This window comes from Streptomyces sp. NPDC043878, assembly GCF_056435735.1.
In genome coordinates this window covers 25,780-42,138 of record NZ_JBWKDW010000022.1, presented here as the reverse complement: position 1 = coordinate 42,138, position 16,359 = coordinate 25,780, and the positions used below count along the sequence as shown (strand labels likewise).

The 16,359-nt window shown below is 73.5% G+C and carries 6 protein-coding genes; all 6 read right to left on the bottom strand.

Annotated features, from left to right (window positions below; all coding sequences use genetic code 11):
* Window positions 1-551 precede the first annotated feature (551 nt).
* The 6 genes from AC07AZ_RS27490 to AC07AZ_RS27465 all read right to left on the bottom strand — a co-directional run bounded on the left by AC07AZ_RS27490 (window position 552) and on the right by AC07AZ_RS27465 (window position 16,317).
* On the bottom strand, window positions 552-3,683 hold the full coding sequence (locus tag AC07AZ_RS27490) for a GH92 family glycosyl hydrolase (protein WP_478852287.1): 3,132 nt from the start codon (window positions 3,681-3,683) through the stop codon (window positions 552-554).
* A 795-nt stretch (window positions 3,684-4,478) separates the two neighbouring features.
* Window positions 4,479-7,088 (bottom strand): hypothetical protein, encoded by a 2,610-nt coding sequence (locus tag AC07AZ_RS27485; protein WP_478852285.1) that lies wholly within the window; start codon window positions 7,086-7,088, stop codon window positions 4,479-4,481.
* A gap of 8 nt (window positions 7,089-7,096) precedes the next feature.
* A complete protein-coding gene (locus AC07AZ_RS27480) occupies window positions 7,097-8,191 on the bottom strand; it encodes a hypothetical protein (RefSeq protein ID WP_478852283.1) in 1,095 nt (364 codons plus the stop codon).
* On the bottom strand, window positions 8,188-9,513 hold the full coding sequence (locus AC07AZ_RS27475; protein ID WP_478852281.1) for a protein kinase family protein: 1,326 nt from the start codon (window positions 9,511-9,513) through the stop codon (window positions 8,188-8,190). The genes AC07AZ_RS27480 and AC07AZ_RS27475 overlap by 4 nt, the downstream gene beginning before the upstream one ends.
* 67 nt (window positions 9,514-9,580) lie before the next feature.
* On the bottom strand, window positions 9,581-12,316 hold the full coding sequence (locus tag AC07AZ_RS27470) for a hypothetical protein (protein WP_478852279.1): 2,736 nt from the start codon (window positions 12,314-12,316) through the stop codon (window positions 9,581-9,583).
* Window positions 12,313-16,317, bottom strand: a complete 4,005-nt coding sequence (locus AC07AZ_RS27465) for a tubulin-like doman-containing protein (RefSeq protein WP_478852277.1) — start codon at window positions 16,315-16,317, stop codon at window positions 12,313-12,315. The genes AC07AZ_RS27470 and AC07AZ_RS27465 overlap by 4 nt, the downstream gene beginning before the upstream one ends.
* Between the last annotated feature and the right edge of the window lie 42 nt (window positions 16,318-16,359).

The window sequence follows — 16,359 nt, the reverse complement described above, 5'->3', positions numbered from 1 at the left end:
TGAAGGCCGTGGCGACCACATGAACCCCCGCAGAATCGATCATGTGACGGTGACGGCGTGTCACAGTCCTACCAGGCGCCCCCGTAAGGAGGCAAGAATCGCTGATCTTCCGTCATTTGGGGGTACCCGAACAACCGGAGCCGTCTCGCGCTCGCGAGGTCCGACAGTGCCTGCACGCGAGTGGAACAGGCCGGCGCGGAGCGGTCCGAGTGCTGCCCTGACCAGTCCAGCCGGTGTGGCCTGTCCGGGGCGAGCCGGGCGGGTGGGGATCGCAGGCTCGGGCCAGGTCTCCCGCTGGGGGAGGCGCGGTTCCGGGCCTTTCTTGGACGGTCGCCGGCCCTTGGGGTCGTGGGCCGGCGTTGGCCTCGGTGACCGCGTCAGCACATCCCGACGTCTGCGTTCTGCCCCTCAGCTCCGGGCGGGGGACAGACAGCGGCGCCGTCGCTGCGACGACCACGGGAAAAGGCTCGGGCCAGGTCGCGCGGTGCACTTGCTCACGCCCACCAGCCGCGGGCTGGAGGCCGTCGACCGCCCTCCAGCCCACGGGGACGTCAGCCGAGCCCCACCGAGAAGATGTGGAGCTCTCCCTGCTTCGGGAGGGTGACGGACTCGACCTGCTTGCCCGCCGGCACTTCGTACGGCTTCGTGGCGAAGACGAACGCCGCGTCGCCCTTTCCGCCGGCGCTGTTGCGGTAGTCCGTCTTCGCCACGACGGAGTTGCCGTAGACCGGACCGGTGCCGCCGCCCGGCCGGGTCCAGTCGCCGAAGGAGAGATCCGCCTCGGCGGTGGTGCCGTCGGTGAAGGTGACCGTCGCACTCGCCCTGTGATCGCCGTTCGTGGCCGAGCCGACGAAGAGCAGTCGTCTGGTGTCCTTGGTGTCGGCGGCGACGTCGAGGCGCTGGCCGTTCGCGGTGATGCTGTCGGGGCGGCCCTCGGGTGGGCCGGGCCAGACGAACTTCGTCCCGGAAACGTCGACCGTCGCGCCACCCGTGAGTCCGGCCGCGGCCAGCGCCTGGCGCGAGTAGCTGTTGCCCGCGCCGTCGAGGTCGGCCCCGGCCGGTGTGCCGTCGCTCGACACACCCACGACCCCATACGCGTCGCTGAGGGCAGCGGTGACGCCGCCCTCCTCGGCGACGAGGACGATCAGGGTGCGGTGGACGGCGTCACCGCCGCGGCCGCGGACGGTGAACGGCACCTGGTGGTACCCCGGGTCCGTCCCGGCCGCCGCCTTCACCGTCAGCTCGGCGGTACCCGACCCCGTGCCCCGTGCGAGTCTCATCCTGCCGCCCGACACAGTCAGCCCGGAGGGGGCGTCCGCGGCGACCGTCAGCGTACGGTCATGCCCGGCCAGCCGCTGCCCGTGCACCGTGAGCTTCGTGCCGTCGCCGCCCGGGGACACGGTCACCTGGTTGTGTGCCGCGTACGCCAGGAAGTCCTGCTCTCCTTCGCGGTACGACGGCGGCGCCGCCTGAGGGGAGGTGGCCCAGGTCCTGTCCGGTGTGCCGGACAGGTCGAAGTCCAGCCGGCCCCCCTTCGTCACCGCCGATCTCGGCAGATACGTGCGCTCGTGGTCACGGCCGTCGAGTCGCCGCCCGTGGACGTAGGGTGCGCCGGCCGCCGCCCGGGGAGCGCGGATGTCCAAGTCCCGTCCGCCGCCTGGTAGATCGACGACCACGCGCGGGAAGAGCGGGCTGTGCACCGACAGGTCGGCGGTGCCCGGTGTGGCGGGGTAGAGCCCCAGGGCGGCCCAGACGTACCAGGAGGACTGGGCGCCCAGGTCGTCGTTGCCCGGCTCGCCGTCGGGGGTGGGACTGAACAGGCCGGTGGCGATCGCGCGGACCTTGTCCTGCGTCTTCCACGGCTGCCCGAGGTGGTTGTACACCCAGGGGACACCGAAGTCGACCTCGTTGCCCGCCCACATGTAGGGCTCGTTGGGCCCGGCGTTGAGTTCGCCGAAGAAGGTGTCGAGCCGCTTCGCCGCGGCCTGGCGTCCTCCCATCGCCTGGACCAGGCCGGCGGTGTTCTGCGGAACCAGCCAGTTGTACTGGGCCGCGTTGCCCTCGTCGAAGCCGTCCTGGCCGAACTTGCCCTCCGGCGGCGGCTGGTAGCCGGGCCCGTCCGGGAAGAGACCGTCCTCGCCGCGCGGGGAGAGGTATCCGGTGGCCGGGTTGAGGATGTTCTGCCAGTTCTGGCCGCGGCGGGCGAAGGCGCGGGCGGTGCCGCTGTCACCGGCGGCCCGCGCCAACCGCGCGATGGCGAAGTCGTCGATCGCCCACTCGAGAGTGACCGAGGCGCCGACGCGTGCGTGGTCCCCGCGAACCGTGCTGTTGTTCGCGTAGCCGCGCTCCAGGTAGTCCTCGACGCCCGGCCGCTCCTGGTAGGCGCCCGGCGTGCGGTCCACCGAAGTCGCCCCCTTGACCAGGTACTTCAGCGCCGTCTTGAGGTCGAAGTCGCGTGCCCCGTAGGCGTACAGGTTCGCGATCAACGAGACGGAGTTGTCGCCGGTCATCTGGCCGGTGTAGTCGTTCGCGAGGGGCCAGCGCGGCCACCAGCCGCCCTGTTCCGCGTCGTGGACGAGCGACTGCGCCATGTCGCCGGCCTGCTCGGGAAACAGCATCGCCTGCAGCGGGGCGAGTGAGCGGTAGGTGTCCCAGTCGGAGAAGTTGGCGTACTGCGTGCGGCCCTTGGGCAGGGTGCGGACCTTGTCGTCGAAGCCGATGTAGCGGCCGTCGGCGTCGTCGAAGGTGTTCGGGTGCAGAAGAGAGTGGTAGAGAAAGGTGTAGAACATCTTTCTCTCACCGGTCTCACCTCCCCCGACACGGACCTTGCGCAGCGCCTGCTTCCACTGGTCCCTGGTCTGTCTGCGCACGTCGTCCAGGTTCCAACCGGGCATCTCCGCTGTCATGTTGGCCTCGGCGCCGGCCACCGAGACATACGACATGGACACCTTCGCGCGCACCGTGCGCTCCTCGCCCGCGTCGAAGGTCAGATAGGCGCCTGCCCTGGGGGCGTCGACCGCATGGCCGCCCGCGGTAACCGTCTTGCCGTCCCAGGTGCCGTGCGCGACGAACGGGCGATCGAAGGTGATCGCGTAGTGCACGGTGTACTCGTTGCCCTTGCCGCAGAAGTTGCCCGTGGTCGCGGATCCGGTGATCCGGCGGTCTCCTGAGATCTCCAGGTCGGCCCTCTTGTCCCCCGCAAGACTGCCGCCACCCTTGACCAGAACCTGCGCCCTCCTCCCCGTGTCGGCGGGGAAGGTGAACGCCGCCAGGCCCGCCCGGGTGGTCGCGGTGAGCTCGGTGCGCACCTTCGCGTCGTCGCCGGTGGTCACGGCGTAGTAGCCGGCCTCCGCCGTCTCGCCGGTGTGCGTGAACGGCTCGGTGCGGTTCCACGGTGCGGTGCCGACGTCTCCCGCGACCGGCAGCAGCGGCACGTCGCCGAAGGCGGTACAGCCGACGGATGCGTGGTTGAGGCTGAAGCCCTTGATCTTGCTGCTGTGGTACTGGTATCCGGCGTACGAGCCCTCCGTGTCGGGCGAGAACTGCATCATGCCGAACGGGGCGGACGGCCCGGGGAAGTTGTTGATCTCACCGACCGACTCCCCGCCGTTGCCCGTTCCGATGAGCGGGTCCACGAACTCCGTCGGGTCCTCGACGAGTTCAGCGCCTCCTGGCTTGGACAACGTTGTCAGAGCGGCGGAAGGGACTGCCCCCGATCCTCCGACGAGCGCCGCCACGACGGCGGCTACGACTGCGACGTGCGTTCTGAAACGTCTCACGTGCGACTCCTGTGCGATGGCGTCCCGGCCACCACACCGTCGGTCATGCTCGCGCCAAGGTCAAGTGGCCTGCGCCACAACCGCGTTGGGCGCCTTCTTCAGGCTCCTGTGCCGGGAAGCCCGGATTTTGCCGGCGCAGGGGGCTGGGGTACAGCTCCTGCCGGGCTGTGCATGCCCGGGTCGTGGCAGACGAAGGGGGTGGTGCGGTGCACGGGCTATGCGGACCGTCCGGGCCCCGAAGGCGAGGCCGGGGGTGGCGCAGAGGCTGCCAGGGAACTCGGGCAGAGCCCTGGAGAACAGGTCGATCATGAAGGTGCCCAACTCCATGGGGTTGGAATACTCGGTGAGCTGTTCCGGCGCGAGCAAAACGTGGCTCCGGCCGACAGCGGGAAGCAAGCCCGAGGCCGCGGACGGCGGTGCGTCCCTCCCGTCCGGACAACGCTGGAATACTCAGCGAGGTCACCAAGGCGTCCACCCCCGCTGTTCCTGCGAGGGCGGCTTGGCGGCCGGCGGTCCACCAGGTCACCGGCCGTGTCGTCGGCCGGTTGCCACCGCTGTCACCACGCGTTTGCCGGTGATCGTCAGTTGTGCACCGCCAAGTCCCCTCCCTGACGCATGTCAGCCGGTGGTCCGGGGGCGCGCCGTGGCATCGACGTCATCGTTCCTACCGCCCGTACCTCGGTGGGAGCGTGCGCCTCCTCAGTAGCCCGGTGTGCTGCGGGGTGTGCCGCGTTTCTCGTACAGGGCCCGTACGAGCGCCAGCCATGCCGTGTTGGGCAGTTCGGGGATCCGGTCGGTGGCCGCGTCGACCAGAAGCTCTTCGAGAATCCGACGGGCCGCGTCCCTCTCGTCGGACGCGATGGTGCGCAGGTAGTGGGCGATGGCGTCGGAGTGGGTCTCGGCGCGCGGTTCGACCAGCCAGTGGAAGAACCAGCGGACCGTGCGGGCGGCGCGCTGCGCGTGCAGGTCACCGAGCAGTTGTTCCTCTGGAGCGGGAGCGACCTCGAAGTCGACCGCGAGCAGCCGGCGCAGCAGGTCGTGGGCCGCGTCGTCCGAGCGCGCGGCCCCTGGGAGCCGCTCCAGGACGATGTTCTGCGCGCCGTACGGCATGCGGTGTCCCAGCAGGAGCAGCAAGTCCTCGTGGTGGGCGTGGTCCAGGCGGTCCTCGACCGCGCGGCGCAGGTCGTCGGCGTGGCCCGCCGGGTTCGCCGCGCGGGTCAGGTCCTCGACCAGGCTCCGGATCTCCGCCTCCGACGCGCGCTCGCGGCGCTCCTTGCGGGACAGGGTCCGTCTTCTCGGCACCGACGCCCGGCGCGGGGTGTGCTGGTCCAGGAACGACGGCAGGGCGTCCGCCTCCAGCATGGGCAGACGCGCCGCCGTCAGCCGGTCGGCGGGCGCGCAGCCCTGGCCATCCACCGGTGGCCGTGGTCCTGACGGGCCTACGGACGGGGGACACTGCGGCGCGGGAGCCGGTGGCGCGGTGGGCGGTGGTGGGTAGGGGGCCCGCGCCGCCTCAGGCGGGTGGTGGTGTGCGTCGACGGTGGGCTCAGGCGGGTACGGGGCCGGCGGGACCGGTCGCGTCCCGGTGAACGAGGCCCCGCCGGGCAGCGTCGACCGCTCGGCCGGCCGGGGGTGCTCGCAGTAGGTACCGCTCCCTCGCCCCTCGGGGCCCGGCCGCCGCTCCGGGGCGGGGGACGGGTTCGAGGACGAGGCCAGGCTCTGTTGCCGGTACGCCGAGCCCGCCGTGGGGATGACGCCCGTCGGCGCACCCCGCCCCTCACCTGTTTCCGGCGCGTCGGCCGGGTCCGGCCCTTCGTCGTACCCGGGCGCTGCGTGCGGTGCCGCGTACGCCGGGAGCTCGGTGTGCGCGGACCCGGTGGACTGCCGAGAGCCGCCGTACTGCTGCGGCTCGGCATACGGCTGGAGCCCGGCAGGCGGTGGTGCCGGGACGTCACCGGCGCGAGCGCGGTCGGCTGACGGATGGCCGCCGGAAGTCCCGTGGCCCGGTGAGCCGCCGTACGACGGGTCGGACTGCGCGGACGACCGTGTGTCGCTGCTCCGCGGCGCTACCGGCCCGGTGCCCGGAACAGCGCGCGGGCCGCCGTCCTGGTCCGTCCGTCCGTCCGGTCCCGCCCCGGGAGCCGTCGACGCGTCGGCGTTCCGGGACAGGCCGGGCCCGGCCGGCTCCGGCGTGGGGGAGGCGTACGGGGGCTCCGGCGGTGGCGACACGGTGGCCGAGGACGTGAACTGGTGGGCCCTCAATGGCCAGAGCCGGCTCACGATCAGGGGAATCCGCTGGTGGAAGGGGGCTGCCGACATCGCCTCCGGCACCCGCTTCAGCGGGGGCTGGTACGCGCCCGAGGCCGGGGTCCAGCCCAGGTAGTGGTCCACCAGCTTGCCCGCGATCTGGGCCGCCTCGTCCGTGCCGGGGTTCAGCAGATCGATCCGCTGCAACCGGTGATCCTCCTCCGCCGAACCGCGCCAGGAGGGGACGAACACGACCCGGTGCGGATGGTCGTCCACGGTGTCGAAGGTGGCGAACGTCCAACCGTACCGACCGGTCGCCCAGGAACCGAAGACCCGGCACAGCCCCCACATCGCCAGGAACGCCGGGTCCGGCAGGTGCCCGGCCCGGAGCCGCCCCGGCTCCGTACCGATCCGCACGCCCGCGTGAGCGAACGCGCTGTCGAGTTCGCCGGCCAGCGCCGAAACCCGCCCCCCGGGCGTGCGCAGGAACTGCGCCACCAGGCAGCGCAGCGGGTGCTCGACCAGCCGCACACTCTCCTCCAGCCGGTCCTTCATCAAGCCGGCCAACTCTCGCAGCCGCTCCCGGGACATCGGGCCGATCTCCCCGGTGACCCGCTCGGCCCAGCCGTCCTCGGCCCAGGACACGGACCCCAGGCTCAGGCAGTACAACGGGCTCAGCAGCCTGGGGGGTCCGATCAGGGCGTGGCAGACGGTGGTGTCGCGGCCCTGGTCGTCGAAGCCGGGGGCGCGGCGCAGCAGCAGCACCCGATCGCCGTGGCGATGCCGGACGATGCTGGGCCGCTGCTCGCTCCCGCGCATCACCCGGAGCACGGGGCCCAGTTCCTCGGCGAGGTCGCGGGCCTCGGGCTCCGGGCAGGAGTGGGCGACCGCCGCGATGCCCGCACCACGGGACCCGCGGTTGCCGGCCCACCGGAACACCACCTGGTCGACGTGGGCGACCTGGTGGAACCCGTCCGGGCCGGCCCGCCGCGCGGTGTCGTACACCGCCGCCGGTTCTCCGGAACGTGCACGCGGCTCCTCGCCGTGGGCGTGGGACTCCATGGCCGCCGTCACATCCCCACCGTTGCCGGTCCGTCCCCGGCCTCGCTGCCGAGCAGACCGCACATGGCGAGCACCGACACCAGCGGTTCCAGCACCCGTAGCGGCCGGATGCCGTGCGGGAAGGTGCCCTGGTGGTCGTGGCTGCCCGTGGCCGAGGCGAAGTGCAGGGTGCAGCGCAGCACGCTGTCGAAGGGCCTGACCCAGGCCGGCCCGGAGTGGGCCCGCAGGTACGCGTAGGCGTCCCGGCTCTCCTCCTGGAACCGCGCGGCGGACAGCCGGCCGGGCGGCGGCTCGCCGAGCCATCGGTCCACGGGGGGTTCGAAGCGCAGCAGATCACTCTTGTTGATCACCATGGCCGCGGCGACGCCCAGGTAGGGGCTGCCGGTACGCGGCAGCCGGTCCAGCACCGTCTGGAACGCCGGGTCGCCTCCCCGGGTGAAGCCGAGCTGGCCGCGCAACGGGTCCAGGTGGGGCGTGGGCAGGGCCCGCAGCGGGTCGACCACGAAGATCAGCGCGTCGACGCCCACCATGAAGCGCAGTACACCGTCCGTGCGGCGCAGGTCCTCACCGCTGAGGTCGAAGAAGGCAACGGGGCGGGTGACCCCGTCCGGACCGGTCAGCAGCAGGGCGTCGACGAACGCGGCGAACGACCGGGACGGGGTGTGCTCCAGCATCATCCCGGAACGGAGCACGTCGACACGTTCGTCCATGAACGTCTTGTGATCCTGCGGATTGACGGACTGCCAGGTCACGCCGTAGCGATCCAGTCCGCCGTCGGTGATCCCGGCGATCATCTGGGTCAGCAGATGCGTCTTGCCGGTCGCGGAGTCCCCGACCATCGCGACGGTCAGTGGGCTGCCATGGGTGAGGTAGGGCACGGGGATGTAGTGCGCCTGTACGTCATCGGCGTTGCTGCACCGCTGATAGGCGGAGCGGAGCGTGTCGGCGAGGCGCAGCGGGCTGGACTGCCGGTCGACGAGGAGCTGTTCGTACTTCTGCTTGTCGTTGCGGACGTACAGCTGCCGCTCGTCGTAGGAGACGACCTCCAGGCAGTAGGGGCAGAGGGTGTCCTGGGCGGCGACGCCCGTCACGGGTACGGTCATCGGCTGCTGTCTCCTTCGGGTCGGCCCCGGTCGGGGCCCGTGGTGCCGGAGGTGCGTCCTCCGCTGATCCAGGTGCGCAGCCTGCTGCGATCGGGTCGGGGCTGGTACTCGTAGCCGGTGAAGTCCGCCGGTGGGGCGTCGGGGTACGGCGGTGACCCGGGCCCGGTGGCGTAGCCACGGCCGTCGCCGGGCCGGTCCTCGTCCGGGGGCCGGGGCCCGTGAAGGAGGGGACTCGGGGCGAGCGTGGCGTGTTTGCGCCGTCTGGTGGCGTCGAACTCGCGGCGGAACTGTTCCAGCGGGTCGGGGAGCAGCACCCCGGCCACCTCGGCGGCGACCTCGGGCACCAGGGAGCGCAGCAGGGCGTCGGGCGTCGGCCGGTCATCCGCGCGGCGGGCGAAGAGCGGGCCCAGGGTGTCGGCGATCGACCGGTGGGCGGCGAGGTCGGGCGGTGGGCCGTCGGGGCTTCCGGGCCGGCCGGTGACGAGCTGGTGCATCACCTGGGCGACGCTCCACAGGGCGTCCCGGGGGTCGGTCGCCCCGACGCCGGCCCGCTGCTCGGGCGAGGCGAACGGGGGGATGCCGTAGGGGACACGGGGTCGGCCGGTGCGCACGACCGACCCCAGGTCCCAGACCTGGACGCCGTGGTCGTCCCGGCGTACGGCACCGGGCACGATGCCCCGGTGCACGAGGCCGACCTCCTCCATCAGCCGCACCGCCAGCACCAGATCCCGCTCGACGACGCGCTGGTCGGCGAGCGAGGCCCGCTCCGTCGGCCCCGACAGGGGACGGCCCCTGGGGACGGCATAGAGGATGAACGGTGCGGGCGTGTTCATGTCGTGGCCGACCGGCGTGGGGAAGAGGCCGCCGAAGCGGGTGCCCGCGTAGGCGCGGTGCAGCGCGAGAGCGGCGGTGATCTCCGCCTCCAGCGAGGTGTACGCGGCCCGGTCCGCGGCGGATTCCGCCGGCAGCCGCACCTGGAACCCCTGCCAGCCGTCCTCGAAGCGGACCGGCCGGGCCATGGCCGGCGGCCGGACCAGCCGGGGGCGGTCCGGCCCGAAGCGGGCCCGGACCCGGTGCGATTCGCCCTGCGGAGAGACGAAGCCGAACTCCACGACGGCGTCCTGATGCGTGGAGGCCCCGGAGTCGTCGAACCCGGCGCCACGCCGACCGGGCTCCGCGCGGCGCCCGGAGTCTCCGCGCTCCCCTCGCTCCCCGAGTCGTCCGCCGCGCGACGGCGGCTGGGGCCGGGGCCCGGCGGGCGGGTCCGCCGGTACGCCGACCCGGTCCTGGTGGTGCGGTACGGGCCGGTGGTCGTTCACCATGAGTTCCCCACTGCCTTGGTTGTCCGGGCGCCCGGGGCGCGGTCCTTCGTGCTCGTTCGGGTACGGGTCACCGCTGCGCCCGTTCCTGGCCGGAGCCCGGAGCGGTCCCGTGGTCCCGGCCGGGGTACGTCGTCTCGTCGGCCCAGGTGCGGACGCGCACGCTCTCCACCACGCCGGTGCGCAGCGGGATGAGCCGCAGGGTGCCCGCGAAGCGGCCGGAGGCCGTCCAGACCATGGGACCCGACGTGATCTCGCCGGCCAGAGCGCCCTGCCGGGTCTCGACGACGGACCGGACGGCCTGCGGGGCGAATGTGATGGACCGGGCTTCCGCCGGGTCCCGGCTGAGCAGCGAGAGCTGGGCCGGGGGACAGAGCAGCAGGGGCCGGCCCCGCTCGGTCCCCGTGTTCAGCGCCTCGCGGACCCGCTGCGCCCCGATGCCCAGCAGCGCCATCGGGTCGCCGCGCAACCGGTCCCGCCGGGCGAACGACGGGGCGGGCACCACGCCGTTGTCCCGCAGGTGTGCCCGCGCGGCGGCGAGGGCCTCGCTCACGGCGGCCTCCAGCGTCGTGGGGGCCGCGCCTGCCCCGCCGGATCCGGGTCCGGCCCCGTCAGTCGCCTGTCCGGACGTGCCGGCGTAGCGGTGCAGCGCGTCCACCGTGGCGTCGGCCAGATCGGCGACGAGGGTGGGGACCAGGTCCGGTCCGCCGTCGCCGGCACCGCGCTCAAGCCACGGCGGGTCGGCCCGCTGGTCGCGGACGTGCGGTGCGTGCCCGGGGGAGGAGCCGAACGAGCCTCCGGCGCGGCCGGCCGGCGCTGTGCCCTGCGGGCGCGGCCCGGGCGGACCCCCGGCGGTCGTCCACTCGTCGGCGGACGCCTCGTCGGGCCAGTCGGCGTCCTCCCACGACGGGTCGGTCGGTGGCGCACCGTTCCACCGTCGGCGGCCCTCGGCGCCGCCGTCCCAGGAGGCGTCCGTCCACGGCGAGCCGTCTCCCGGGGAGTCTTCCCAGTCGGGGTTCGACCAGCCGTCCTGCCCGGCCGGGTCACCACCGCTGGTCCGGGGTCCACCGGTGGCGGGATGCCCCGCCTCCGCCTCGGCCGCCGCACCGCGGAGCACGGCTGCCAGCGTCCGGGCGCCGTCGGCGCAACGGGTGCGTTCGTCCGACGCCCACCACTGTCGGCGCAGCGCGTCGGCCAGGACGGCGTCGAGGCTCGCCAGACGTGCGCGGAGGTCCGCGGTACCGGTCGCGTCCCACCAGTCGGCCATGCCTCGGCGCCACCACGCGGCGACGCACAGGCCGGAGCCGACGACACCGAGCAGCACGCCCGCGAGCCCCACTTCGCGCGGCACCGAGACGAGCCGTCCCAGCCCCACCGCCGCGGCCGCACCGAGCAGCAGGGCGGCGGCGCGGGCGGCGTCGGCCCGGTGTGCCCGGCCACCGACCGCACGGCCCGGACGGGTGGCGGCCGCGCGTGCGCCACCGACGAAGAACACGGCCGCGGTCGCCAGCACGAGCAGCGTCCCGGGCCACGGCCACAGCGCGGACAGGAAGGCCAGGACGGCGCTGAGCGTCAGGTCACCCGCACCGGCCCGGGCGAAATACAGGGGCAGCCCGGCGGACACCCGCCGCAGTGATTCCTCGGGGCAGGCGCGTTCGAGGTCGTGCAGCCGAGCGGCGGCGGGCACCGGGGCCACCCGTTCCGCCAGCGTGGACAGCCGGGCCGCGACGGCACGCAACGGCAGGCCGGAGGTGAGCAGTCGGGTCGTACAGCGCTTGAGCCCCTCGTCCGCGCCGTCGGCGCGGAACCGGCCGTCCTGCGCGGGGAGTTCGACACCCGCGTCGGCGAGGCGCGCGAAAGCGTCACCGGTCGGGATGCCGGGCGAGCCGCTGTCGCGCAGCACACCGGCCAAGCCCTCCCGGTAGCGGCGCAGGGCGTCGACCGCCCGCTCGATGGTCCGGGGCACCTGCTCGGCCGTCCGGCGTCCCGTCAGGAGCGCCGAGGCCGAACCCAGCTCGGTGCGCGCTTCGTCGAGTTCGTCCATCGCGCGGACGCAGGTCCGGCGGGCGGTCTCACAGCGGCCGCCGGGGCGCAGCAAGGACGCCGCGAACTGTTCGGGACCGGGTCCGAGCAGTTCGGCGAGGCCCGAGGGCAGGTCCTGCGCGGCAGGTGGAGCGGTCACCGGCGCGTCGCCACCGGCGAAGCGGCTCAGCGCGGTGCCCCACGCGTTGTCCCGCACGGCGGCCGAAAGATCGTGCTCCAGGACCCGCAGGGAGAGGACGGCGACCGAGACGGGAGCGTCGCGCAGCTCGGTCAGCACCTCGTCGAAGACCTCGGGTACGCGCAGCAGCTCGGTCAGCGCGGCCAGCGCCGCCTCCGTCTCCCCGGCCGGATCAGCCGTCCGGGGGTCGTGCCCCGCGCGGGGGTCGGCGGCCCACAGCACCCCGGTGCCGGAGGACTGCAGCACCGACGCCAGCCGCAGTCGGCGGCCCGCGCCGTCCGCCGGCGGCCCGGCGTCCGGAGGCGAGGCGGTCCGGTTGCGCGGGTGGGGCAGGCCGCCCACCACGAGGCAGAGCAGGCGGACCGCGCCGAGGGTCGGAGTGGCCGTGACCAGCTCGTACGCTTCGGCATGTGCCGTCAGCCCGTCCGGCTCGTCCACCACCAGGAAGCGCAGGTTTCCGACATCGACGCGACCGCTGTCGGGCAGGCGCTCGCCGATGTGCCGACGTAGCGCGGCCCCGTCCACCGGTACGTCCCGGCCGTCACGGAAGTCGAGCACGACCACCGGAGCTCCTGTCAGGCTCACGTGTGGTTCTCCCGGTTCTCTCGTCCGTCGCCGACATGCGGCGCGGTCTCCTCGTCGGGCCAGTCGGCCTCGCCGTCCGTGCCGGCGATGCCCCACGGCGTCGGAGATCCGGCGCCCGGCCATCCCGAATCCGACTCGGCCTCACGGGGGTAGGCCGGGTACGCGGAGGTGCGGGCGGTGGCCTGTCCCGTGACGGGGCGTCCGGCGGGGGTCGCGGCCGGGGCCGGCACCGTGGCCGACCGGCCCGCGGGAGGGGCCGCGGGCGTGACGTCGTCCCGATCCGGTCGCCACGGGTCCGTGGCCCCGTCGAAACCGGTGGCTTCCGCCTTTCCGACACGATGCCCCGCGAGGGGCGCCGCCCGGTGGCCGGGGCCGGTTCCCGCCGGGTCCGGCCACGGATCCGGTCGCGTGTTGTTCGGCGGGGCGGACGGCCACGGCTCGCCCGGGTCGCCACCGCCCGGCGCGGCCACCGGCCGGCCCGCCGCGTCCTGCCGTGGACCCAGGTGCGGGACGGAGCCGGGACGGGCGGCCCGGTCGCTTCCGGCGGCGGGAGGCGCGAAGGCGCCGGCGGAGTCGGGGGAGGAGGCGGGGCGGGCCCGGGGGACGTCGCCCGGCCGGCTGTCGCTGACGGGCCTGCCGTGGTGGGCCGGCGCCTCCGGACCGGGGACGCCGTACGGAACCGGACGCGGCGCGCCCCCCTGCTGCCCGGGGCCGGACGCCGCCCGGTCCCAGGCCCCGCTTCCCGGTCCTGTCGGCGCCCGTCGGGAGGTGTGCTCCGCCCGCTCCCGCTGCTCCCAGGACTGACGGTGGTCCCACTCGTCCCGGCTGCCGTACGCCCCACCGCCGAAGGACGGTCCGCGGGCGGCGCGGCCCTCGCCAACCCACTCCTCCAGCTCGCGCAGGGTGGGATGGGCCGCGTGCTCACCCTCGGGGAAGGGCAGGTCGAGCGCTCCGGGCAGGGTCTCGGCCCAGAACTCGCGCAACCTGCGCGTCCAGTCGGCCACCCGGGCGCCGTAGCGGCGCTCCCGGTCCTCCAGCAGCGCCAACTGACGGGGCGCCACCTCGTGGACGAGCTTGAGGTACAGCTCCGAGGGCTCGCTGCCGGAGGTCCCGAGCCCGTGCGGCAGCGTGTTCATCACCACCTGGCAGTAACTCTGCACGATGTTCTCCTCCGCCAGCAGCGCCCAGCGTTCGTACGCCCGCAGCAGCCCTTCCCAGCTGGAGATCTCGTCCTGGTACTCGTCGAGGCGCAACTGGATACCGGGGGCGTCCGGGCTCCGGTCGTCGTGCAGCCGGATCCGCAGCCGCAGCGGTGACGCGGGGTCGCCCTGGTAGTCGATCTGGCCGTTCCACAGGGCGCACAGCAGCCGGTTCAGGATGTGCGTGCGGTCATCGGCGGTGCTGGCCAGCCAGTCGTCGCGGTAACCGAGCCGCTGCCGCCAGCGCAGCACGTCCTCGTCGCGGCGGGTCTCCTGGGCCCTGGCCCACTGGCGCAGCACCTTGCGAGCCTCGGGCACCTCGGTGAGGCTCATCTCGCTGCGGAAGAGCACCACGGTGATGGAGTCGGTGTCCACGGCCCGGAACTCGATGGTGCGGCGGCTGTCGGCGGGCAGCCGCAACTCCTTCTCCAGATAGTTGTCGACGGCCATCCGGCGCGTGCCCGGATAGGTGATCAGTACCTTGAGCCGGCCGTTGCCCTCCGGGGTGAACGCGGCCGGCAGGAGGCCGGCAAGCTTGTAGCGGAACTGTTCGAGGGCCCGGTTGCTGACCTGGTCGGCCGCCTCGCCGTCACCCGCCGCGGCGGACAGCAGGGTGCTCATCCTCGGCAGCAGGGCACGGGAGCGCTGCCCGTCGGGGCGTTCGGCGAACAGACGCTGGACGCGGTGCTTGAGAGCGGCCTTGACCTCGGCCACCGCGGCGTCGGGCGCGTGCCTGCCCGCGACGAAGGCGGCCCTGCGCAGATCCGCGTCGACCAGCTTGAGCAGGAGAGCCGCCTCGTCACCGTTGGGACCGAGCTGGTCGCTCTCGACCAGACGTTCCATCAGCGCCTGGTAGAAGCGGCCCAGATTGCCCTGCGGCGGCAGCAGGTAGGAGACGCCGGTGCGGTCGTCGTACAACTCCTTGACCTGGGCGGCGTAGGCGCGCGGCTGGTCGTTCACGTGCTTGCGGAATGCCTCGCCGACGGCGTGGACGTCGTTCTGCAGCAGGCCGGCGGCCTGTCGCCAGCGCGCCTCCTGCTCGCTCCACGCGCGGTGCCAGACAGTGCGGGCCCGCCACTTGTACCAGCGGTTCTGGGCGGCGACGACCGCCGCGACCTCGTCGTCGGCCCAGCGCGGCCGCAGGCCTACCGCACGACCTCTGATCCGCGGGACCGACGGCGGCTGAACATCCACTCCCCGGGGACGGTCGGGGTCCTGCCGGCGCTTGTCGAGCATGCCGAGGAAGCCGAGCTTCGCCACCGGGTCACTGTCGCCGGGGATCCCGGCGACCACCCGGCCGAGAGTGAACAGGTCGGTCTTGTGCAGCAGTTGTTCGGCAGCGCCGCGCGGCGCGAAACCCTCCACCAGCATGGGCATGCGGTGAGCCACCTGGCGTTCGAGGTCCGCCAGCAGCCGCCGCATCTGCTCGACGCGGTCACGCAGGGCGCTCTCGATGTCACCGCTGCCGCGCGGCGGCGGGTCGGGTTCGACGACCTCCAGGGGCTCGCGCCGCCACAGTTCGCCCAGTCCGGCGGCGGTGAACATCTCGCGCACCAGGGGCGCCGTCTCGTGCGGGACCGGAACGCCGGTGTCGGTCAGCCGCCCGACGGCCCGGGCGAGCATCTTCGCGGCGACCAGTTCCGCCAGCTCGTCCAGCGGCGCCGTCATCGAGGCGACCAGGCTGGTGGAGATGCCCTGTCGACCGATGCCGGTGGCAGAACGCGTACGGCGGCTGATGTCGCCGTTGACGAAGTTGCTGGCGAAGGTCTGGTAGTCGTCGTCGCGGCCCCCGCCCTTGGCGTCGCCCAGGTCCAGATCGGTGCCGACCAGGGACAGGACCAGGGAGACGATGGACCGGCGCAGGTCGTCGGGGCGGATGCCCGCCGTCGGGCTGAACAGGAAGGCCGTGGGCACGGTGCCGGGCCGCAGCGACACCGGGTGGATCTGCGGGTAGCGGATGCGGAGGGACCCCTGCAGGTCGATGTCGCCCAGTTCCGTGCCGGCGTCGGGCGCGTTCTGCTCGTCCACCAGGCGGGCGAGGTCGACCACGGCGCGGGCGGCGTTCAGCTCGGCCTCCCGGCCACCGCCCTTGGCCTCGGGGAAGGCCGAGGGCATGACCACGAGGGGGTAGATCCGTGCGCCCCTGAACCTCTTGTCCTTGAACGCCTGCCCGATCAGGTGCAGATAGTCGAGGAAGATGCCCGCGCCGGTGCCCCCGGCGACCGAGAACGCCACGAAGACGTCGCAGCCGTTGATCGAGCCGCCGCCCACCTCCTGCAGTTCCCCGCCGGAGCCGGCGATCGCGTCGATGGCGCGATGCAGTGGCGTCGTGACCGGGGCGGGCCCGTCGGCCAGGGTGGCGAACAGCGCCGCGCGGCCCACCGTGGGCAACTGGCCCGCCCCGTTGCGCAAGGGGTTGATCTTGGGCTCTCCGGTGTGCGGCGGCAGCCAGTCGGCCACCTCCTCGCGCAGCAGGGCGCGCAGCATCCGCGTCACCTCGGGCGAGCTGTCGAAGTCGGCGGGCAGCAGGTCGTGGGTGGCGCGCGAGGTGCGGGCGTACGCCTGCTGCAGTGCGCTGTCGGCGCTCAGGTGCGGCAGCCGGGCCAGTTCGGCCTCGCTGTAGTCGGCGTAGACGAACTGCAGACAGCCGGGCAGTTCGTAGGGCAGGCGACCGCCGCTGCCGGTGAGGGCGGTGCCGTCGGGCCCGCAGAGTTCGGCGCGCAGCCGGCGCTCCAGTTCGGCGCCGATCAGGCCGCCGGTGCCACCGAGGCCGACGAACAGCATCGGCTGGAAGATCTTCATCGTTTGGTTTCCCCCTGTCGGGTGCTCGCGCACTCCGGACGT

Coding starts and splice junctions, on each gene's coding strand:
- AC07AZ_RS27485 (WP_478852285.1), bottom strand. CDS start 7,088: ATGGAGTCCCACGCCCACGGCGAGGAGCCGCGTGCACGTTCCGGAGAA.
- AC07AZ_RS27475 (WP_478852281.1), bottom strand. CDS start 9,513: ATGGTGAACGACCACCGGCCCGTACCGCACCACCAGGACCGGGTCGGC.
- AC07AZ_RS27480 (WP_478852283.1), bottom strand. CDS start 8,191: ATGACCGTACCCGTGACGGGCGTCGCCGCCCAGGACACCCTCTGCCCC.
- AC07AZ_RS27465 (WP_478852277.1), bottom strand. CDS start 16,317: ATGAAGATCTTCCAGCCGATGCTGTTCGTCGGCCTCGGTGGCACCGGC.